General features: G+C 38.2%; 21 protein-coding genes and 1 tRNA gene. 19 read left to right on the forward strand and 3 right to left on the reverse strand.

Going from position 1 to position 21,585, the window contains the following annotated elements:
• Positions 1-19 precede the first annotated feature (19 nt).
• A complete protein-coding gene (locus IGI46_RS10790) occupies positions 20-1,384 on the reverse strand; it encodes an HD domain-containing protein (RefSeq protein ID WP_429963176.1) in 1,365 nt (454 codons plus the stop codon).
• Positions 1,371-2,186 carry a lipoate--protein ligase family protein gene (locus IGI46_RS10795; RefSeq protein WP_429963177.1) on the reverse strand — a complete coding sequence of 272 codons (816 nt, stop codon included), beginning with the start codon at positions 2,184-2,186 and terminating at the stop codon, positions 1,371-1,373. Before IGI46_RS10795 ends, IGI46_RS10790 begins: the two co-directional genes overlap by 14 nt.
• A 140-nt stretch (positions 2,187-2,326) precedes the next feature.
• On the opposite strand from IGI46_RS10795, the gene IGI46_RS10800 reads away from it, so the two are divergent.
• On the forward strand, positions 2,327-2,761 hold the full coding sequence (locus tag IGI46_RS10800; RefSeq protein ID WP_207703447.1) for a DUF1934 family protein: 435 nt from the start codon (positions 2,327-2,329) through the stop codon (positions 2,759-2,761).
• Positions 2,762-2,834: 73 nt separating this feature from the next.
• Positions 2,835-3,440: a DNA-directed RNA polymerase subunit delta gene (gene rpoE, locus IGI46_RS10805; protein ID WP_429963178.1), complete on the forward strand. Its 606-nt coding sequence runs from the start codon at positions 2,835-2,837 to the stop codon at positions 3,438-3,440.
• Positions 3,441-3,600: 160 nt separating this feature from the next.
• On the opposite strand, the gene IGI46_RS10810 is transcribed toward rpoE, so the two are convergent.
• Positions 3,601-3,672: transfer RNA gene (locus IGI46_RS10810), tRNA-Arg, on the reverse strand.
• 53 nt (positions 3,673-3,725) lie between these two features.
• Between IGI46_RS10810 and rpoN the strand changes: the two genes are divergently transcribed.
• The 17 genes from rpoN to IGI46_RS10895 all read left to right on the forward strand — a co-directional run bounded on the left by rpoN (position 3,726) and on the right by IGI46_RS10895 (position 21,536).
• A complete protein-coding gene (gene rpoN, locus IGI46_RS10815; protein WP_429973424.1) occupies positions 3,726-5,027 on the forward strand; it encodes an RNA polymerase factor sigma-54 in 1,302 nt (433 codons plus the stop codon).
• 170 nt (positions 5,028-5,197) lie between these two features.
• Positions 5,198-6,235 (forward strand): sugar-binding transcriptional regulator, encoded by a 1,038-nt coding sequence (locus tag IGI46_RS10820; protein ID WP_429973425.1) that lies wholly within the window; start codon positions 5,198-5,200, stop codon positions 6,233-6,235.
• Between the two features lie 39 nt (positions 6,236-6,274).
• Positions 6,275-7,276: a type I glyceraldehyde-3-phosphate dehydrogenase gene (gene gap, locus IGI46_RS10825; protein ID WP_207703451.1), complete on the forward strand. Its 1,002-nt coding sequence runs from the start codon at positions 6,275-6,277 to the stop codon at positions 7,274-7,276.
• Positions 7,277-7,409: 133 nt separating this feature from the next.
• Positions 7,410-8,600: a phosphoglycerate kinase gene (locus IGI46_RS10830; RefSeq protein WP_207703452.1), complete on the forward strand. Its 1,191-nt coding sequence runs from the start codon at positions 7,410-7,412 to the stop codon at positions 8,598-8,600.
• 81 nt (positions 8,601-8,681) lie between these two features.
• Entirely contained in the window at positions 8,682-9,437 is a 756-nt protein-coding gene (gene tpiA / locus IGI46_RS10835; protein ID WP_429963179.1) for a triose-phosphate isomerase, read from the forward strand.
• Between the two features lie 109 nt (positions 9,438-9,546).
• Positions 9,547-10,860, forward strand: coding sequence for a phosphopyruvate hydratase (eno, locus tag IGI46_RS10840; RefSeq protein ID WP_207703454.1), 1,314 nt, complete (start codon positions 9,547-9,549; stop codon positions 10,858-10,860).
• 449 nt (positions 10,861-11,309) lie between these two features.
• Positions 11,310-11,669 carry a nuclear transport factor 2 family protein gene (locus tag IGI46_RS10845; protein ID WP_429963180.1) on the forward strand — a complete coding sequence of 120 codons (360 nt, stop codon included), beginning with the start codon at positions 11,310-11,312 and terminating at the stop codon, positions 11,667-11,669.
• A 15-nt stretch (positions 11,670-11,684) separates the two neighbouring features.
• On the forward strand, positions 11,685-12,146 hold the full coding sequence (locus IGI46_RS10850; protein WP_429963181.1) for a hypothetical protein: 462 nt from the start codon (positions 11,685-11,687) through the stop codon (positions 12,144-12,146).
• Between the two features lie 19 nt (positions 12,147-12,165).
• Entirely contained in the window at positions 12,166-13,005 is an 840-nt protein-coding gene (locus IGI46_RS10855) for a helix-turn-helix domain-containing protein (RefSeq protein ID WP_429963182.1), read from the forward strand.
• A gap of 14 nt (positions 13,006-13,019) precedes the next feature.
• Positions 13,020-13,937: a nitrilase-related carbon-nitrogen hydrolase gene (locus tag IGI46_RS10860; RefSeq protein WP_429963183.1), complete on the forward strand. Its 918-nt coding sequence runs from the start codon at positions 13,020-13,022 to the stop codon at positions 13,935-13,937.
• A gap of 12 nt (positions 13,938-13,949) precedes the next feature.
• Entirely contained in the window at positions 13,950-14,207 is a 258-nt protein-coding gene (locus IGI46_RS10865; protein WP_207703459.1) for a hypothetical protein, read from the forward strand.
• An 802-nt stretch (positions 14,208-15,009) separates the two neighbouring features.
• Positions 15,010-15,462: a YueI family protein gene (locus tag IGI46_RS10870; protein WP_207703460.1), complete on the forward strand. Its 453-nt coding sequence runs from the start codon at positions 15,010-15,012 to the stop codon at positions 15,460-15,462.
• 186 nt (positions 15,463-15,648) lie between these two features.
• Positions 15,649-17,259, forward strand: coding sequence for a CTP synthase (locus IGI46_RS10875; protein ID WP_429963184.1), 1,611 nt, complete (start codon positions 15,649-15,651; stop codon positions 17,257-17,259).
• Between the two features lie 189 nt (positions 17,260-17,448).
• The gene (locus IGI46_RS10880; RefSeq protein ID WP_207703462.1) at positions 17,449-18,318 is read left to right on the forward strand and encodes a class II fructose-bisphosphate aldolase; all 870 of its coding nucleotides are present in this window, start codon (positions 17,449-17,451) and stop codon (positions 18,316-18,318) included.
• Positions 18,319-18,610: 292 nt separating this feature from the next.
• A complete protein-coding gene (locus IGI46_RS10885) occupies positions 18,611-19,879 on the forward strand; it encodes a UDP-N-acetylglucosamine 1-carboxyvinyltransferase (RefSeq protein WP_207703463.1) in 1,269 nt (422 codons plus the stop codon).
• Positions 19,879-21,174: a transcription termination factor Rho gene (gene rho, locus IGI46_RS10890; protein ID WP_207703464.1), complete on the forward strand. Its 1,296-nt coding sequence runs from the start codon at positions 19,879-19,881 to the stop codon at positions 21,172-21,174. The genes IGI46_RS10885 and rho overlap by 1 nt, the downstream gene beginning before the upstream one ends.
• Positions 21,175-21,272: 98 nt before the next feature.
• Positions 21,273-21,536 carry a type B 50S ribosomal protein L31 gene (locus tag IGI46_RS10895; protein ID WP_429963185.1) on the forward strand — a complete coding sequence of 88 codons (264 nt, stop codon included), beginning with the start codon at positions 21,273-21,275 and terminating at the stop codon, positions 21,534-21,536.
• The last annotated feature ends 49 nt before the right edge of the window (positions 21,537-21,585 follow it).

Here is a 21,585-nt window from a genome sequence, read left to right on the forward strand (position 1 = left end):
GCTAGTACCAAAAATTGTACTAGCGTTTTTTCATATTTAATAATTTGCCATTATGAATGTAACTAGCGAACTCGGTATAATCATCATCAAAAAGATTAGCGTTATTAGGACTAACCTGAGTCATTTCCTTAGGATAATAAAAACGCGCATCCCCCTGGCCTTGACCTGCTAAGGCAGCCACCAAATGGCTGGCCTGAGATAATTCTACTAATGTACCATCAGACTGCATGATTTCTATTTGTGTACGATGGTGGTCAAGCTCAGGTCGGTAAAAATCGTAAGGTAAGTCATAACTGGAATTAATCGCTGTGTAGTATCTTGCATTAAAACCCACTTTTTCAACGAGTTCGCGCATTTTACTTAACAGTGGATTATCAGGTGTGTCAATAGCTACGGATTTCAAAGGTTTTCTATTTAAAAAGCGCTGGGCTAAATCACTCAAAATGACATCCTTCTCATCACTCCACTGAGCAAAGTAAGTATTCAAAACTCCATCATCAAGTTTCAAATAATCCTCTAGTGTAAAAGATTGATTCAAAAAGGGAAGCAATAATTGCGAATGATAAGCGAAAATCTCAGGAGTATTCTGACTTAATTCATGGGCACGATCCAGCAAATGCTCTAAAATGACTTCCATACCTCGCGAAACGCTATGAAAATAGACCTGTACATACATTTGATAGCGACTGACAATATAATCTTCAACCGCATGCATTCCATTCATTGAAAAAGCAATTCCCCCCTCATAAGGACGAATCACTCGTAGAATACGGGTTAGATCGAAGGTTCCATACTCCGTACCTGTATAATAAGCGTCTCGCAGTAAATAATCCATCCGATCAGCATCAATTTGGCTGGAAATCATTTGAACTACCTGTGGATTACTATAGGTTTTGGTAATGACACTTGCAACTTTCTCTGGGAAACCTTCTTCCACATTATTCAAAATTTGGAAAACTTCCGTTTCTGGGGAAGTAATAATAGCAACAGTCAAGGCTTCGTGATCTGTATGAAAAATGTGTTCAAAGGTGTGAGAATAAGGGCCGTGTCCAATATCATGGAGTAAGGCTGCACATAGAGCAACTATGCGATGAGAGTCATCCCAACCATCCTTGCCTAATTTTTCAATTGGATAATTCCGTTTGAAAATATCGCAAATTCTGCGAGTAATCTCATAGACACCTAACGAATGTGAAAAGCGACTATGTTCAGCTCCGTGAAAAGTATAGGAAGAGGTTCCCAGCTGCTTGATTCGTCGCAGTCTTTGTACTTCACGAGAATTGATTAAGTCTAAAATAACTTGATGCTGAACATGAATGTAATTATGGACAGGATCACGGAAAACTTTTTCCATAGGTAATAATTGATTTTTATAACTCGTCATGAAAATCCTCCTGAATGTTAAGGTTTCTTTGGTGCATATTTTTTAATCGCTGTTGATATTCATCCGTTTGATAAAATGCTGTAAGACGATTGGTTTCATTGTTGAAATCAATACCCTTTAGTAACTGCTGTTTAACTTCGCTGATAGTTAACTCTTCATTAAATACATCGGCAAGAGTGGTCATACTGTAAGGATTAACGGCAGGGTAACCTAAGGTGCCAAATTCATCTAGCCCAGCTTGGTAGAACGATCGAACTAATTCTCCTCGCTGTATTTGATCACCGGAAATACTTAGATACATCATAATTGCAACACCCTCTTTTACCCTGCGCTGTGCAATACCTGCAATCTTTTTGTTTTCTATTGAGAGATCAAATTTTCCAGGACAATAAGAATCGGAAACTTCTCCAGCTATAATCTTGGCAGATTTTCCATAAACGGTACGATTTAACCAATCAAGCATTGTTTGATAGCCGTCATCAATTGACAAAGAGTTGATCGTTTGTTTTGGGAGAATTAAGGAAACATTCAAGACACCTGAATCGCTCACAACACCTAATCCCCCAGAATTTCGTAACAAAGGGTAATAGCCAGCTTCTCGGATGCTCTTTAGCCCCTGGTCGAGATGCGATACTCGACTATCTTTCATTCCTAAGATGAGGGTTTGTGAAAGCTGCCAAAAATGGATAATCGGCTGATTATTCTCACCAGAATAGGTAGTCAGAACATCGGTTAAGGCAAAAGGGCTGAAATGATTCTCGTGGGAAATCATCTGTTGATCGAACATCAGGGCAGTTTTCATCAAATCTTCCTTTCAAACAGTATCTGATACAAGTATAAACAAAAAAGTTCGTTTCGCGTAGTGTAAGCTACCAAAATAAAGCAAGTAGTTGACAAAAAAAATAAAACCGTGAAAAATAGAAGTGAAAGGGGCGAGACTCTGTGAATATTAAAGGCGGATTTCCAGCTAAGATAAAATTGCAAACGAAAGTAACACAGAACAATGAGGTCGAAGAATTTGTCTTTGATTTGTTCGGTCAGGTTGTTCAGATGGGGAGCACATTGTACATACGTTATAAAGAAGTACAGTCTGATGGCAGTGAGGTGCCAGTAACAATGAAGATCACACCCGATTCCCGCATACAATTAATACGTTCAGGCGAGATGCGTTTGCGAATGAAATTTGGGTATCGTGAAAAAATAGAAACTAGTTATAAGACACCCTACGGCATGATCGCAATTACGACTGATACACACAAATTGCACGTCAGTCTAAAAGATCGACCTTTTTCTGGAATTGTAACGATTGATTACTCTCTTTCAATGCATAATGAAAAAGTTGGTGATTACAATTTGATTTTAGAATTTACTACTTAAAATGAAGAAAGGTTTGCTTTTTAGTCAGTGATTTTGTATGATAAGGAGTAGACTTTGAAAGGACGTGTCATACTTGGAACTTAGTGTTTTTGATGGTTTAATTAAAGATGAATTGTCAATGATTGAAGTGGCACACGCAATCCTGGAAGAACGCGGCGAGGTAATGGATTTTTCAGATTTAGTAAATCAAATCCAAACATACCTTGGCAAGTCAGACAGCGAGATTCGTGATGCATTAGCCCAATTTTATACAGATTTGAATATTGATGGAAGCTTCATTTCTCTTGGAGATAATCGTTGGGGATTGCGTTCATGGTACGCTATCGATTCAATCGATGAAGAAGTAAATCACGGATTAGATGAAGAAGACGAAGAAACACCACGTCGTAAGAAACGTAAAAGAGTCAACGCCTTCATTAATGGTGATGAAGATGCAATTGATTACAACGACGACGATCCTGAAGATACTGATTTGATCGATGACGATGAAGAAGATATTGATGATGATGACGACGATGACGATGATGAAATCGCAGCATACAATTCTGATCTACAAGAAATTGGTGCCGATGAAAACACCGACGACGAAGAAGTTGTTCCTGGCGGAATCGAAGATGATCTAAGCGTTATTGATGACGACGATGATGATTTTGATGATGACGACGATGATGAAGAGTAGGCTTAGAGCCTGCTCTTTTTTAGTCGGATTTATAATTTTAGGAATAAAAAAAGAGCTATCCAGCTCTCTCCAAATTAGTATTCAATTATATGCTGCTTGTTAAACAAAAGCATTTTGTCAAAACTTGTAAATTCATGTATACTTAAAACTGCTTAAAAGACGCGCCCTGAGGGAATCGAACCCCCGTCTCAAGAACCGGAATCTTACGTGATATCCACTACACTAAGGGCGCAGCAACGATTATTAGTTTAGCACATTATCTAAAAAAAACAAGGGGAAATTACAATGAAGTTTCAACAAGGTTATTCGCAAGCGCAACAACAGACACAGAAGCTGGCTATGACGCAAAAGCTTCAACAAGCTATTCAAATGCTACAATTCAATACCGAAGAGCTGCGGGACTACGTTGAGACGATTTCTTTAGAAAATCCATTAATTGAGGTAGTAGCACCAAAAATCCGCAGTGATCTGACTATGATGGGTGATCGTTATGACAAATCTGATTTTATTGGGCAAATTCCTGATCAGTACGAATCACTGTTTGAATATTTAATTAATCAAGTGCATCTTAACTATCGTGATACTTTTTTACGGAGAATTATACTGGTGTTAGTTGAGTATGTAGATATAAACGGCTACTTGAAGGTTGATGAAGAAGAAATTAAGCAAGAAATGGGAGCGACCGATATCCAGTTCTTAGATGCTCTGACACTGCTTCAGCAGTTGGACCCGCCTGGCGTAGGTTCTAGAGACCTAAGAGAATGTTTGATGCTTCAGACCGAACGAGATGATTATGCTCCAGACTTGGCTTACCTACTATTAGAAGAAGCTTTTGAAAAAATCGCAAACCACCGTTTTGAGCAGTTGGGCAAGGAATATAATTTAACGATGGTTCAGGTGCAGGAAATTATCGACTACATCCGGTCTTTGAACCCATTTCCTGGTGCTGGTTTTGGGGAAAGTGTTCCAGACTTTATTATTCCTGATCTTACATTAATACGTAAAGAGGATAAATTGGACGTTCTTTCCAATAAAAGAGGGCAGCTGCGACTAAATTTTAACGAGAATTATTTTACTCGTTTAGAAAAACAAGCTGATTCTGAAACCAAAGACTATTTAAAAGAAAAGCTGCAGCAATATGAATGGTTGAAGCGCACTATTGGCCAGCGTAAGGATACCATTTTAGAAGTAGGCAGACTAATTGTGAAATATCAGAAACCTTTCTTTTTAGAGAAGAAGGGTGCACTTAAACCATTGATGTTGAAGGATATAGCCAAAGAACTGGAAGTACATGAGTCAACTATTAGCAGAGCTGTAAATGGAAAGTACATTGAAACTGATTTCGGTGTATTTGAACTAAGAGGCTTTTTTGTGAATAAAATCAGTGACGAAGATACTTCGGCTGATGAGGTAAAGCAGTTAATCAAACAATTTATTGATGATGAGAACAAAAATAAACCTTTGTCCGACCAAAAAATTGCTGATATGTTAAAAACGAATGGACAGAAAGTGTCCCGAAGAACAGTTGCTAAATACCGAGAAGCACTAGGAATCGCAAGTTCATCTAAACGAAAACGATTTGACTAAGCCAAGAAAAAAATCTTGGCTTTTCCCTTGCTTGTTAGGCATAAAACTGGTAAAATTTGCAATGTAAGGTTTGAGATTGAAAAAATCAAGTATAGAACTTACTTTTTTTTACTATTCATGGGTCGCTAAAAGTCTATGAGGGACTTAAGGAGTCCAATGGAGGGGATCCTTTGTTATCTGAAATCAGAGTTCTTGAAGCTATTGCCCCTGATGTGTTGAATACGGTGAAAAGAAGATATCGGGTATTACAGAATATTTTCTGGATGCAACCAATTGGGCGAAGAAACCTTGCTGAGTCGTTAAGCTTAACAGAACGTGTGTTGCGTGGGGAGACTGATTTTTTAAGAGATCAGCGTTTAATTGAAACCAACAAAAGCGGAATGTCCTTAACGGAAAGAGGGAAAGACATCTTACAGCAGTTGGATCTGTTAATGGACCAATTTACTGGGATGGACCAGTTAGAGAAGCAGCTAGCCTCGATGTTCAACATTGATCGATGTCTCATCGTTTCTGGTGACAGTGATGAACAACCGAAAGTCAATGGAGATTTCGGAGAACTTGTCAACGAAGCCTTGCATCGTCAATTACCTGATGGTAGAAATGTTATTGCCGTTATGGGTGGTACAACAATGGCTGAGATTGCTCGACATATTACGCCACTTGAAACAAATAACCGTAAGAATTTATTCGTACCTGCGCGAGGTGGGATTGGAGAGTCAGTTTCCATTCAAGCCAACTCAATCAGTGCGGTTATGGCGGCTAATGCAAAAGGCAATCATCGAGTGTTGTATGTACCAGAACAGCTAAGTCAGGAAGCGTATCACACTTTGTTGAAAGAACCATCTATTATGGATGTTCTCGCAACAATTAAGCAGGCAAATTGTGTCGTTCACAGTATTGGACGAGCCCTGCATATGGCAGCCCGACGAAAAATGCTGGAAGAAGAGATTGTCTCTTTAAGACAACATAAAGCAGTAGCGGAATCATTTGGTTACTTTTTTGATGAAAGTGGACAGATCATTTATCGAGCTTCCCGGATTGGGTTAACACTTGAAGATGTCCAGAAGATTCCAATTGTTTTAGCAGTTGCTGGAGGGAAATCTAAAGCCAAAGCAATTATGGCTTATATGAAAAATGCTCCAAAACAAACGTGGTTCATCACCGATGAAGCCGCAGCAAACGAGATTTTAAAAGGGGCAACCTTTTAAAATAAATATTTTTCTAATTCCATAAGGAGGAATTTTTAAATGACAGTAAAAGTTGGAATTAACGGATTTGGACGTATTGGACGCTTGGCTTTCCGTCGTATCCAAAATGTAGAAGGACTAGAAGTAGTTGCTATCAATGATTTAACAGATGCTAAAATGTTAGCTCACTTGTTAAAATATGATACAACACAAGGCCGTTTCGATGGAACAGTTGAAGTTCACGAAGGATCTTTTGACGTTAACGGAAAAGAAGTTAAAGTTACTTCTCACCGTAACCCTGAAGAAATTCCTTGGGGCGATCTAGGTGTAGATATCGTTCTTGAAAGTACTGGATTCTTCACTTCTAAAGAAAAAGCTGAATTGCACTTGAAAGGTGGCGCTAAACGCGTTATCATTACTGCTCCTGGTGGAAGCGACGTTCCAACAATCGTTTACAACACAAACCATGACATTTTAACTGGTAAAGAAACAGTTATCTCTGGTGCTTCATGTACAACTAACTGTTTAGCTCCTATGGCTAAAACTTTGAACGATAAATTTGGTATTGTTGAAGGAATTATGACAACTATCCATGCTTACACAGGTGACCAAATGACTCTTGATGGACCTCATCCTAAAGGTGACTTCCGTCGTGCACGCGCAGCTGCTGCAAACATCGTTCCTAACTCAACTGGTGCTGCTAAAGCTATCGGCTTAGTAATTCCTGAGTTGAATGGTAAATTAGATGGTGCTGCTCAACGTGTTCCTGTTGCAACTGGTTCATTAACTGAATTAGTAACTGTTCTTGAAAAAGAAGTTACTGCTGATGAAATCAATGCAGCTATGGAAGCAGCAGCAAACGAATCTTATGGTTACAACACAGACGAAATCGTTTCTTCTGATATCGTTGGTATGACTTATGGTTCATTATTTGATGCTACACAAACTAAAGTTATGACTGTTGGCGACAAACAATTAGTTAAAACTGTTGCTTGGTACGACAATGAAATGTCATACACTGCACAATTAGTACGTACTTTAGCATACTTTGCTAACTTATAAGATTTAAACATTGTCTGAAAAAGGCGGGGAAGCAACGCGCTTCTCCGTTTTTTTAATAGGTTATCGTTACCTTTTTCAACCGAAGAGGTATATAATAGACGAAGTGTCAAAAAAATTTAGGAGGTCTTTTTTCATGGCAAAAATGACTGTTAAAGATATTGATTTAAAAGATAAAAAAGTCTTGGTACGTGTAGACTTTAATGTTCCTTTAAAAGACGGCGTGATCGGTGATGATACTCGTATCAAAGCAGCGCTGCCTACTATTAACTACGTTATTGATAACGGTGGAAAAGCAATTTTGTTCTCTCACCTAGGACGTGTGAAAACGGAAGAAGACAAAGCTGGCAAATCTTTAGCACCAGTTGCTAAACGCTTAGGCGAACTTTTGGGTAAAGAAGTAACTTTTGTACCTGAAACTCGTGGCGCTGATTTGGAAGCTGCGATCAACAACATGAAAGACGGCGACGTTGTTGTTTTCGAAAATACTCGTTTTGAAGACATTGATGGTAAAAAAGAAAGCGGCAATGATGCTGAACTTGGTAAATATTGGGCTTCTCTAGGCGACGTATTTGTAAATGATGCATTTGGTACTGCTCACCGTGCCCACGCTTCAAACGTTGGGATTGCTTCAACTGGCATTCCTACAGTTGCTGGCTTCTTAATGGAAAAAGAAATTAAATTCATCGGCGAAGCGGTCGAAGAACCAAAACGTCCAATGATCGCAATTTTAGGTGGAGCAAAAGTTTCTGATAAAATTGGCGTAATCAAAAATCTAATTCCTAAAGCTGACAAAATCTTGATCGGCGGCGGAATGACTTATACGTTCTATAAAGCTAAAGGTATGGAAATTGGTAACTCTTTAGTTGAAGCAGATAAAGTTGAATTGGCGAAAGAATTAATTGAAGCAGCTGGTGACAAATTAGTTTTACCAGTAGACTCAATTACAGCCGCTGAATTCTCTAATGATGTACCAACTGAAGAACATGCTGGTGATGTTCCAGTAGGACAAATGGGTCTTGACATTGGACCTGAATCAATTGCTTTATTCGCTGAAACGTTAAAAGGTGCTAAAACAGTTGTATGGAACGGACCTATGGGCGTATTCGAAATGAGCAACTTTGCACGCGGAACTATCGGTGTTTGCGAAGCGATTGCTAATTTAGAAGATGCAACTACTATCATCGGTGGTGGAGACTCTGCAGCTGCAGCTGAACAATTAGGTTTTGCTGACAAGTTCACGCACATCTCAACTGGTGGCGGTGCAAGTCTTGAATTATTAGAAGGTAAGGAATTACCTGGGCTTGCTGCAATCAACGACAAATAATTAGTTATGTAATGAACTGGGGCTTTGCCCTAGATTCTTTACATAACATTAGTATTTAAAAATGAAAAGGGAGTGCAATACATGCGTAAACCAATCATCGCTGGAAACTGGAAAATGAATCTAACTGCCTCTGAAGCTAAAGATTTTGCTGAAGCAGTAAAAAACAAAATTCCTGCAAACGATCAAGTAGATTCAGTAATCGGATCACCTGCTTTGTTCCTGCAAGAATTAGTTGAAGCTGCTAAAGGGACTGAATTGAAAATCTCAGCACAAAACTGCTACTGGGAAAATGCTGGTGCATTCACTGGTGAAACTTCACCTGCTGCATTAGCTGATCTTGGTGTGGAATATGTGATTATCGGCCATTCGGAGCGTCGTGAATACTTCCATGAAACAGATGAAGAAATCAACAAAAAAGCAAAAGCTATTTTTGCTAATGGTATGACACCAATTCTTTGCTGTGGTGAATCTTTGGAAACTTATGAAGCAAGCAAAACAGCTGAATGGATTGAAGGACAAATCAAAGCTGGCTTGGACGGTTTAACAGCTGAACAAGTATCAAGCATGGTTATTGCTTACGAACCAATCTGGGCAATCGGTACTGGTAAATCTGCTGATGCACAAATTGCTGATGAAATTTGCGGAGTTGTTCGCTCAACTGTTGCAGGCATTTTTGGTAAGGAAGTTTCAGAAGCTGTACGTATCCAATACGGCGGTTCTGTAAAACCTGAAAATATTGCTGAATACATGGCTAAAGAAAATGTTGATGGAGCTTTAGTTGGCGGAGCTAGCTTACAAGCTGATTCTTTCTTAGCTTTACTTGAAGGTGCAAAATAATTTCGTCAATTAAGGCACTTTTAATTGCAACTACAATCGTTTTTTACTAATATTGGTTATGAGGGTTTTATACCCTATTAATAAAACAAACTTAAAGGAGAGACAAAACATGTCAATTATTTCAGATGTTTACGCACGCGAAGTCTTAGACTCTCGTGGTAACCCAACAATCGAAGTAGAAGTTTACACAGAAAGCGGTGCTTTTGGCCGTGGAATGGTTCCTTCAGGTGCTTCAACTGGTGAATATGAAGCAGTTGAATTACGTGATGGCGACAAATCTCGCTACTTAGGTAAAGGTGTTACTAAAGCTGTTGATAATGTGAATAACATTATTGCTGAAGCAATCATTGGCTATGATGTACGCGACCAAGCAGCTATCGACCATGCAATGATCGAATTAGACGGCACTCCTAACAAAGGTAAATTGGGTGCGAACGCGATTCTTGGTGTTTCTATTGCAGCTGCACGTGCTGCCGCTGACTACCTAGAAATCCCATTGTACAACTACCTTGGCGGATTCAATACAAAAGTTTTGCCTACTCCTATGATGAATATCATCAATGGCGGATCACATGCTGATAACTCTATTGATTTCCAAGAATTCATGATCATGCCTGTTGGAGCTCCTACATTTAAAGAAGCTCTACGTTACGGTGCAGAAGTATTCCACGCATTGGCTTCTATTTTGAAAGCTAAAGGCTTGGCAACTTCAGTTGGTGACGAAGGTGGATTTGCTCCTAACCTTGGTTCTAACGAAGAAGGTTTTGAAGTAATTATTGAAGCTATTGAAAAAGCTGGCTATGTACCTGGTAAAGATATCGTTCTTGCTATGGATGCTGCTTCTTCAGAATTCTTTGATAAAGAAAAAGGTGTTTATGTTTTAGCTGACTCAGGCGAAGGCGAAAAAACTACTGATGAAATGATTGCATTCTATGAAGAATTAGTTGCTAAATACCCAATCATCTCAATCGAAGACGGTTTAGATGAAAACGACTGGGAAGGTACTAAGAAATTAACTGATGCTTTAGGCGATAAAGTTCAATTAGTTGGTGACGATTTATTCGTTACAAACACTGAAAAATTAGCTGAAGGTATCGAAAAAGGTGTATCTAACTCAATCCTAATCAAAGTTAATCAAATCGGTACTTTGACAGAAACTTTCGATGCAATTGAAATGGCTAAAAAAGCTAGCTATACTGCGGTTGTCTCTCACCGTTCTGGTGAAACAGAAGACTCAACAATTTCTGACATTGCAGTTGCAACTAATGCTGGTCAAATCAAAACTGGTTCTCTTTCACGTACTGACCGTATTGCAAAATACAACCAATTACTACGTATTGAAGACCAATTAGGCGATATCGCTGAATACCAAGGAATCAAATCTTTCTACAACTTAAAAAATAACCCATTTATCGGTAAATAATTTTTATTGGTATTAGGTTGAATGGAGACCTGCATGTTGTTCATATTTGGACATGCAGGTCTTTTTGCATTCTCTTTGTTAAACGAGCCGAGTGACTCTGCATAAAGTCAATAAGTCAGATGCTGCGTGTTAAAAAATGTAACATCTAAGGTTTCTGCTTTGTGAAGCTTATATTACAGAATAATTTTCACCGAAAAATAGGTAAGCGGTTTCTAGGTGTTTTATAAATAACTAGATTGTTCAAAAGTATAGTGAGTGAAGGTTAACCAAATAAGTCTCTTTAAATAGTTTAATAAAAATGACAAGAATATTCTTTGAAATAAGGTATGATAGGGATAAGTAAAGTTGGTACATTTTTTACAATTCATTACTAAAAATATGTGTTAGATTTAATTACAAGAAAGACATGCGCATGTACTTTTCGAAGCGAAAATAAAGGAGGATATGGAATGAACACTGTTGATAAAGTGGTAAATGCATATATCAAAGGAACCTTTACAGGTGACACGGAATTACTCCAATCAGTTTTCCATGAAAAGGCACGAATGACTGGCTATTTAGGAGATCAATTATTAATTGGTGATCCGCAGCCGTTTATTGAAGATATTGGTTCGCAGGCATCGATGGAAAGCAATGGAGACCCATACGAGGCAGAAGTTGTTTCCAAAGTAATTGTTGGAAACATAGCAGACGTAACCATTCGAGAAAGTGGTTTCCGCGGCTCTTTAAAATTAGAAGATCATTTTCATTTGATTGATGACGGCACTAGATGGTGGATTATTTCTAAATTATTTACTGTCATTCAATAGTTAGGAGGGCTAACTATGATCAGGATGGAACGATTTGGGACAATCATTAACATATTTGTAGGTGTCGCAGTATGCTTGGTGCTAGGATTGTATATCCAATATGTAAATAAGGCTTTTACGCCAGAGTTAATTTTTCACGGATTTGTCAGCAGCTTCTTTGTCAGTTATGTAATTGGAGATTTGATTCCAGGAAAAGCTTGGGGTGATGCTCTAGCCGCGAAAATCGGATTAAAAAATAGAAATTTTTCTCAGCATCTAGTTTCTACTATAGTTTTAGCTTTTTGTATGGTGACACCAATTAGCTTTTTAAGTACCTATGTAGGTGTAGGTCCCCATCCTATGCTTCTTCAAATTTGGTTTACCAATTATCCTGTATTGTTGGTTTTAGGCTACATCACTCTTTTCCTAAGTTTTCCTTTGGCGTTAAAAACGGCAATTTATTTGACGAAGGATTCTTGTCCAACTGCATCTGATTAGAAACTATGAGGTGAACAGTATGAGAGTATTGGAAACGAAGAATAAAATGATTGAAGCGACACCTTTTCAACTGTTCCCTCATGATGAACGTTTGCAAGATTATCACGAAGAGATTGTTGTTTGGTCAAGAGAACATCTGAAGACAGAAGCGTTATTCTATACTTTTCAAGTAAAAGAAAGAATGGAAACGGTTTATTTGCCAGATGCCTGTGTAAACTTATTATTCTCGGTAGATCGCAAAGAGGTAAAAGGATATTTTATGGGGATAGCGACACAGACCTGCAAGTTAACCTTTGAAACAGATACTTGCTACTTTGGAATAAAACCTTATACAAATGTTGGTTTGCGATGCTTTGGTAATGATCAAAGCTATTTGATAGATCAAATCTATCCAATTAGTGAACAGTTTGCACATACAGAAAGCTTATTTACGAAACTTTACGATACTCAGACGGTTCATGAGAGGAAAAAACTGTTGTTGGCTCGCCATCGCGATCTTTTTTTAGATGAGAATCAACGTTCAGTACTGGCGGAGTATTTATCTGTTTTATTATGCACAGAAACAACAGCCTTTTCGATGGAAAAGATTTGTCGAGAAACAGGATATTCTCAACGATATACGCAACGACTATTCAGAAAAGAAATTGGGATTACGCCCAAATTATATAGTCGAATTATTCGATTTCAGAATGCAATTAAGTCGATATATGCGGACAATGAGTTGACTTTAGCAAAGGTAGCTCACCAATTAGGTTACTATGATCAAGCACATTTGATTCATGAATTTCAGTTTTTTACCCACTTATCTCCAAAGCGCCTATTGCAAACAATTGTGACATCAAAAGAACTTGTAGTATAAAAGGAGGACAATCAATGAATGTAGGAAATTGTTTCCCAATTAACGGAAAAATTGAAACAGAATGTCTAAGCGTAGCACTTTTTCAAATGAAACTTGCGGTGGTACCTAAAACTCGTGAAGAAGTTATGCAGAATGTAGATAAGATCATTGAATGGATTGATCGGGCGATTACTGGATTCCCTGGGATTGACATGATCGTAACTCCTGAGGCATCCTTGAATGGTGTGGGCCCGCACGCCTCGTTATGCTGTGTTACCTTGGATGGTCCAGAATTAGCAAAATTAAAAGCTGTCTGCAAAGAATATCAAATTTGGCTGGCAGTAGGTGCCTGCGTTGATGAGCAAGACGGCAACTTTTATAAAAACTGTGCGATTACTATCAATGATAAAGGGGAAATTGTTGATATTTATCGTAAAGTAACACCTTGGAATCCCGTTGAACCTTCTAGCCCAGGAGATGAAATTCGCGTCTTTGAAGGGCCAAAGGGTTCACGAATTGCTTCGATTATATGCTCAGATGGCGATTATCAAGATAACTGGCGAGAGGCAGCGTCAAAAGGAGCAAACGTTGTTTTGCGCCTAACCACTTATATGACACCTTTTGAGAATCAGTATGAAATTACCAATCGGGCAGGAGCTTACTTTAATAAGGTATATGTAGTAGCAGCTAATACTTCCGAGATGGACGAGTGTTATTCCTTATTTGGTCGTAGCATGGTGGTAAACCCTGAAGGAGATATTATTGCTCAAGCACCAGTCGGCATTCCATATATCTTTAAAGCCGATTTGTATCCAGGCTTATGCGATGCTATTCAAAAGCAGGCGTTAATGGGTGACTTGCTATGGTTGAGAAATCATCGAGGAGCGGCTTCTCCAGATACTTACGGAACAGGCAGTGATTCAACCATGTACAGCTATTTAGAAGACAAATAAGGGGGTAAAAAAATGGGATTTCCAAATATCGGAATGCATTATTTTGTAAAAGCTTTCAATCAACTTGATGTACGTTTTCCTGTGACAAAGCAGGAATTAATTGACAAAGCAGGAGATATTCAAGTGAAAACTTGGGAAGATCAATACACACCATTAAAGAATATCTTTGAATCAATGGTACCGGAAGAATATCCTAATGGAACAGCCTTTATGTGTGCATACACTTCTGCTAACTTACAAATGCCTAAGAAAATGTTTTTAGGAGAATAATAAAAGCAAGACCGAAGTCGCTTATAAGACTTCGGTCTTTTACTATAAAAGATTAAAATTAGATAACTTAGATTCTACAGACAGGCAGAGTGATCACAATTAATGGGAACTATTGGGATATAAGACATAGCGAAGACCATCGAATTTATTGGTTAAGGTCATTGCAAAAAATCTTTAATCTGTCGTCAAATAGATAAAGAAAATATAAATGAGCAAGAAAAGCGCAAGATAAATAAGTTTGTAAAGTTCTGAGAAGAAAATCAGTGGACTGAAATGCAATTGGTAAGAAAATAAAAGATAAAAAAAGCAAAGTAAGGAAAAATAATTGAAGAAAATATAATATACCTAAGAGAAATGGTTTAGCAAAATGCCAATTAACTACTTTTATTGCCCCTGTTTATCCCTCCTATTTCTAAATTCAAAGATGAAGGATCTCTATAACTATTAAAAAACTGTTGTTAGAAGCCATAAAATCGCTGTTTACCTAAAAAGTGGATTCGACCGATTTTGAAGTGATACCGATAAAACCTTTTTCTACTCGTTAAATATTTAGATAATATTTTCTGTCGGGCATAGTCGGTAACAAAGTACATTGTTAAAATAGCATGCAGGCTTTTTACTCCAAATTTTTCTATGAAGTAAAAAAGACCCCATCCTTATTACAAGTGGATTAAGTCCAGTTAACATACTCTTGGATTAGGCAATCCGAATTTGTCTATTACTTTAACAGTTAGCATTTTTCTATTGAAGAGAATTTTTTGATATACTTAGTATAAATAGCATATTTTGAGGAAGTGAAAAGATGGCAGAGGATAATTTGCAGAAGCATTTGGATACTGGACGATATGGAACCCCAAAAATTAATCCTGATGAACAAAAAGAATATTTAGGGACCTTTAGAGAACGTTGCTTATTGAGCATGACAATTGGGGAAATGCAGGACAAAGGGAATGAAGCAGGTTTGTTGATGGAAATCAAAAAGGAACCTTCAGCACGGATATTGATTAATGGAGCAGTATCTACTGTACTTCAGCAACGGTACATAACTATTGCTGTGAAAGAGAAAATTGATTTTACAGTTGTAAGTGATGCAATAGCAGATGATGACTCAAAAATAGGTCTGCTAGTAGTGGCAGACTATGCAGTCGATATACCAGTTATTGATGTTGAAAAGAAATACCCAAAATTGCACGAGACTGCCAAAGAGGAAAAACCAAAAGAGAAATCAAGCTTTTGGAATCGCTTGTTTAAATAAGAAATTCTTTATTAGGCATTTTAAGGTGTTGACTTTTCGAGCTATAGTGGGTATTATACTGCTTGGGCACCCTTTTAAAAGGGTCAGAAGTTTAGTGAAATTCCGCTCCCTATTCATATGGATAGGGAGCTTTTCTTTATTTTCTAGGCTTTTCCTGCAAACTATAATGAAGGAGTTTTTTCATTTATGACAAAGTATATTTTTGTAACTGGCGGCGTTGTGTCTTCTATTGGAAAAGGGATCGTGGCAGCTTCACTGGGACGCTTATTGAAAAATCGTGGATTAAAGGTAACGATTCAAAAATTTGATCCTTATATCAACGTAGATCCAGGTACGATGAGTCCGTATCAACATGGAGAGGTATTCGTAACAGATGATGGTGCGGAAACTGATTTAGATTTAGGACACTATGAACGATTCATTGATATCAATTTGAATCAATACTCCAATGTGACAACAGGAAAAATCTATTCAGAGGTTATTCGTAAAGAAAGAAAAGGAGAATACTTGGGGGCGACAGTCCAAGTAATTCCTCATATTACTAACGAAATTAAATCTAAAATTATGAGAGCCGCAAAAATGACTGATTCAGATATTATCATTACTGAGGTTGGTGGAACAGTTGGGGATATCGAGTCACTACCATTCTTAGAGGCTTTGCGTCAAATGAAGGCAGATGTTGGTTCTGATAATGTTATGTATATCCACACTACGCTGATTCCTTACTTGAAGGCTGCTGGTGAAATGAAAACTAAGCCAACGCAGCATAGTGTAAAGGAATTGCGTGGACTGGGTATTCAACCAAATATTTTAGTTGTCCGGACTGAACTGCCGGTTTCTCAAGGAACTAAAAACAAACTAGCTCAGTTCTGTGATGTTGCACCTGAAGCAGTTATCGAGTCTCGTGATGTCGAAACTCTATACTCCATTCCTTTGGCATTGCAAGCACAAGGAATGGATCAATTCGTATTGGATCATTTGAAATTAGAAGCCCCTGAAGCTGACATGTCAGAATGGCGTTCATTAGAAGAAAAAGTGCTTAACCTTAAGAAGAAAACTAAGATTGCTTTAGTTGGCAAATATGTTGAGCTGCCAGATGCCTACATCTCGGTAGTTGAAGCATTGAAACATTCTGGTTTTTCTTTTGATTCTGACATTGAAATTAAATGGGTAAAATCGCAAGAATTGTCAAAAGAAAATGTAGCAGAAGAGCTAAGCGATGCAGACGGAATTTTAGTTCCTGGTGGTTTTGGTGATCGTGGAATTGAAGGGAAAATTGAAGCGATTCGCTATGCTCGTGAAAATGATATCCCATTTTTGGGTATATGCTTAGGTATGCAAATGGCTTGTGTAGAGTTTGCACGTAACGTAGTGGATTTACAGGATGCTAACTCAGCTGAGACAGCTCCTGATACACCCAATAATATTATTGACTTGATGGCGGATCAAGAAAACGTAGAGAATTTGGGCGGAACCTTGCGTTTAGGCTTGTACCCATGTAAATTGAAAAAGGGTACAAAAACAGCAGAAGCTTATAACAATACTGAGGTAATCCAAGAACGTCATCGTCATCGTTATGAATTCAACAACGGCTACCGTGAATTGTTTGAAGATCAAGGAATGGTATTCTCTGGGGTATCCCCGGACAATCGTTTGGTAGAAATCGTAGAATTACCAGAGAAAAAATTCTTTGTAGGATGTCAATTCCATCCAGAATTAATTTCTCGTCCTAATCGTCCGCAACCATTAATTAAAGCCTTTGTTGGGGCTTCATTAAAAAACAAAGAAGAAAAGTAAGTATCTGACTGAAATAGCTAGGGCTGTTTCAGTCTTTTTTACTAAAAAAAGTGCCAAGACGTAAGTTTTATCGAATGTAAAGGCTTTTAAGAAAGGATTGTAGTAGCAATATGGGGCAATCTTTGTTAGAATTAGATCGTTAGTTAAGACGATGTCTTAGCCAAAAAGATTACTTAGGAGGAATTTTTTATGCCAGTAGTATCAGGAGCTGAATTTTTAAAAGCTGCACGTGAAGGCGGATACGCAGTCGGTGGATTCAACACAAACAATTTAGAATGGACGCAAGCAATCTTGCGCGCGGCTGAAGCTAAAAAAGCACCCGTTCTTATCCAAACTTCAATGGGCGCTGCTAAATACATGGGCGGTTATAAAATTGCAAAAGATATTGTTTGCGATTTAGTAGAGTCTATGAATATCACTGTTCCAGTTGCAATTCACTTAGACCACGGTTCTTACGAAGCTGCTTTAGAATGTATTGAAGTTGGTTACACTTCAGTTATGTTCGATGGTTCTCATTTGCCATTCGAAGAAAACTTGAAATTGGCTAAAGACGTTGTAGCAAAAGCTCATGCTAAAGGTGTTTCAGTTGAATGTGAAGTTGGTTCAATTGGTGGAGAAGAAGACGGAATCATCGGTGCTGGTGAATTAGCTGACATTGACGAATGTGTACAAATGGTTGGAACTGGTATCGACTACCTAGCATGTGGTATCGGTAATATTCACGGTGTATACCCTGAAAACTGGAAAGGCCTAGCATTCGATCATTTACAAGCAATTGCTGATGCTGTAGGTTCTGATGTACCATTAGTATTACATGGTGGTTCTGGTATTCCTCAAGAACAAATCCAAAAAGCTATCTCAATGGGTGTTTCTAAAGTGAATGTTAACACTGAATTCCAATTATCATTTGCTAAAGCAACTCGTGAATATATCGAAGCTGGCAAAGATAAAGAAGGAAAAGGATTCGACCCTCGTAAATTATTGGCACCAGGTGTTGCAGCAATCGTTAAAGATGCTGAAGAACACATTGACTGGTTCGGTTCTGCAAACAAAGCTTAATTTTGCTTAAGTATTAAACCTCGGATATTTTATCTGAGGTTTTTCTTTTACTCTAAAAGCATAAGATCTGTTAAAATATCTTTTTGTGACATACTTTAACAGAAATGAGTTAAAGTTCTCTTTCGTATGAAGGAAAATACCTGTTTGTTTCGGAGAATAATACTACTATTTATAAATCCTTTAGTAATTCATCCGTTAATTTATGAGTACTATCTTTTTTACTTAACTATTATGTGCTAAAATGAAAGATGGTCTACATGTAAAATGTAAATAACTTAATAGGTGAATATAGATGAAAAAAATTGTAATTCATGGCGGAAAGCCATTAAAAGGCGAAGTAACAATCAGCGGGGCAAAAAATAGTGCCGTTGCTTTAATTCCAGCAGCAATCATGGCGGATTCTCCTGTCGTGTTGGAAGGTGTACCAGACATTCAAGACGTGCATTCACTGATTGAGATTTTGGAAATCATGGGTGCAACAGTAAAATTTGAAGACAATCGAATGGAAATTGATCCAAGCAAGATCGTATCAATTCCAATGCCTAGCGGAAAGATCAATTCTTTGCGCGCCTCATACTATTTTATGGGTGCATTATTAGGTAAATTTGGTGAGGCTGTCGTTGGTTTGCCCGGCGGCTGTTTTTTAGGCCCTCGTCCAATTGATTTGCACATAAAAGGTTTTGAGAGTTTAGGTGCAGATGTTTCCAATGAGCATGGAGTAATTTATTTGCGTACGGATGAAGAAGGAATGAAAGGCGATCGTATCTTTATGGATGTAGTATCCATAGGTGCTACAATAAACGTTATGTTGGCAGCAGTAAAAGCCAAAGGTAGAACGATTATTGAAAATGCAGCGCGTGAACCTGAAATTATTGATGTCGCTACTTTACTGAACAACATGGGTGCGAAGATTCGTGGAGCTGGTACAGATGAAATTCGAATCGAGGGAGTCGATGAATTACATGGCTGTATTCATTCGATTATTCCTGACCGGATTGAAGCTGGAACTTATTTGTCATTGGCAGCATCTTTGGGACAAGGCATAAAAATCAATAATGTCATTTATGAGCATATTGAGAGCTTTATTGCTAAACTAGAAGAGATGGGTGTTAAGATGAATATTTCTGAAGACAGTATTGATGTACTTCCATCAGAAGGTTTAAGAGCCGTTGATATTACTACATCACCATATCCAGGTTTTGCGACTGATTTACAGCAGCCAATTACTCCTTTGCTATTAACAACTGGAGGTACTGCTGAAATAATTGATACAATTTATTCAAAACGGATCAATCATATTCCGGAGCTTGTTAGAATGGGCGCAGACGCGACTGTCGAAGGAAATATGATTGTCCTAAACGGACCTAGCAAATTACATGGTGCAGAAGTGGTTGCTTCGGATTTGCGGGCTGGGGCTTGTTTAGTGATTGCTGGATTAATGGCAGAAGGAACCACTACTATTTATAACGTTGAATATATTTTGCGTGGTTATGATCATATTATTGATAAGTTAACTTCACTTGGAGCTACGATTGAAATGATTGAGGAAGAGGAAAAATAATGAGCGATTACTTAACAATGGCTGAGCTTGAAAACAAAACGCTTAAGGAAATTTACACTTATGCGCGAGGCTTCAAGATTCCTTACTACAGCCAAATGAACAAAAAGGAATTGGCGCTAGCGGTAATCCGTGCGCAGGCAGAAAAGCAAGGCTTCTTTATTATGGAAGGGGTCTTGGACATTGTCGGTCAAGATGGTTATGGCTTCTTACGTCCGATTAACTACGGTTCAAGTGCTGAGGACATTTATATTTCATCCTCTCAGATTCGTCGCTTCGGTTTACGTAATGGGGACAAAGTTGCTGGTAAGGCACGACCACCTAAAGAGTCTGAACGTTATTATGGACTAATGCATGTGGAAAGCGTTAATGGTAAAGATCCAGAAGAGGCCAAGGAACGCCCGCATTTTCCAGCGCTAACAGCTTTATATCCTGATAGACAAATAACCTTAGAAACTACTCCAGGACGTCTCTCAACACGAATGATCGACATTTTTTCTCCTGTCGGTTTTGGCCAACGTGGATTGATTGTTGCACCTCCGAAGGCCGGTAAAACTTCCATTATTAAAGAAATTGCCAACGGAATTACTGATAATTACCCTGATGTAGAATTAATCGTTCTTTTGGTTGATGAAAGACCAGAGGAAGTAACAGATCTTGAACGTAGTGTTAAAGGGGATGTTGTGTATTCAACATTTGATCAACAACCACAAAATCATACTAGAGTGTCTGAACTTGTTTTAGAACGCGCGATGCGACTAGTGGAAGATAAACGCGATGTAGTTATTTTGATGGATAGTATCACCCGCTTAGCACGTGCCTACAATTTGGTGGTTCCACCAAGCGGACGTACGTTAAGTGGTGGTATTGATCCTGCCGCTTTGTATAAACCGAAGAAATTTTTTGGTGCAGCTCGAAATATTGAAGAAGGTGGAAGTCTGACGATTTTAGCAACTGCCTTAGTCGATACAGGTAGTCGTATGGACGATGTAATTTACGAAGAGTTCAAAGGAACAGGTAATCTAGAGCTTCAGCTTTCTCGGGAACTGTCTGAACGTCGCGTCTTCCCGGCTATTGACATCAAGAAATCAGGAACACGAAAAGAAGAATTACTAATGGCACCTGAAAAATTGGAAGAAATTTGGAAAATACGTAAGAACATGGTGGGAGACTCTCTGGAATACACTAATCAGTTTATTACCTTCTTGAAAAAATCCAAAAACAACCAAGCCTTTTTCGATGCTTTCAAAGATGTGTCATTTGGTAATCGGACACCGCGAAAAAATCTAAAAAGATAATTGCATTCATGAATCTTTCATGATAGTATATATCTGTTGCTTATTGCAAACAAACTCTGATTCAGCAAATGTTTCAGGGCAAAGGAGCGAAAAAAACTATGAAACAAGAAATTCATCCAAATTACCATCCAGTAGTATTTATGGATTCAACAACTGGTTTCAAATTCTTGTCAGGTTCTACTAAGAACTCTCAAGAAACAGTTGAGTGGGAAGATGGAAACACATATCCAGTAATCCGTGTCGAAGTTACTTCTGACTCTCATCCATTCTACACTGGACGTCAAAAATTTACTCAAGCAGATGGACGTGTCGACCGTTTCAACAAGAAATACGGTCTCAAAGACGCAAACGCTGGAGAATAAGACAAAAACCAAAAGTATTGAATTATCAATGCTTAAAGAACCTTCCTGC

The sequence above is a fragment of the Enterococcus sp. AZ163 genome (genome assembly GCF_050498925.1).
Taxonomy (GTDB): Bacteria; Bacillota; Bacilli; order Lactobacillales; family Enterococcaceae; genus Enterococcus_A; species Enterococcus_A ferrettii.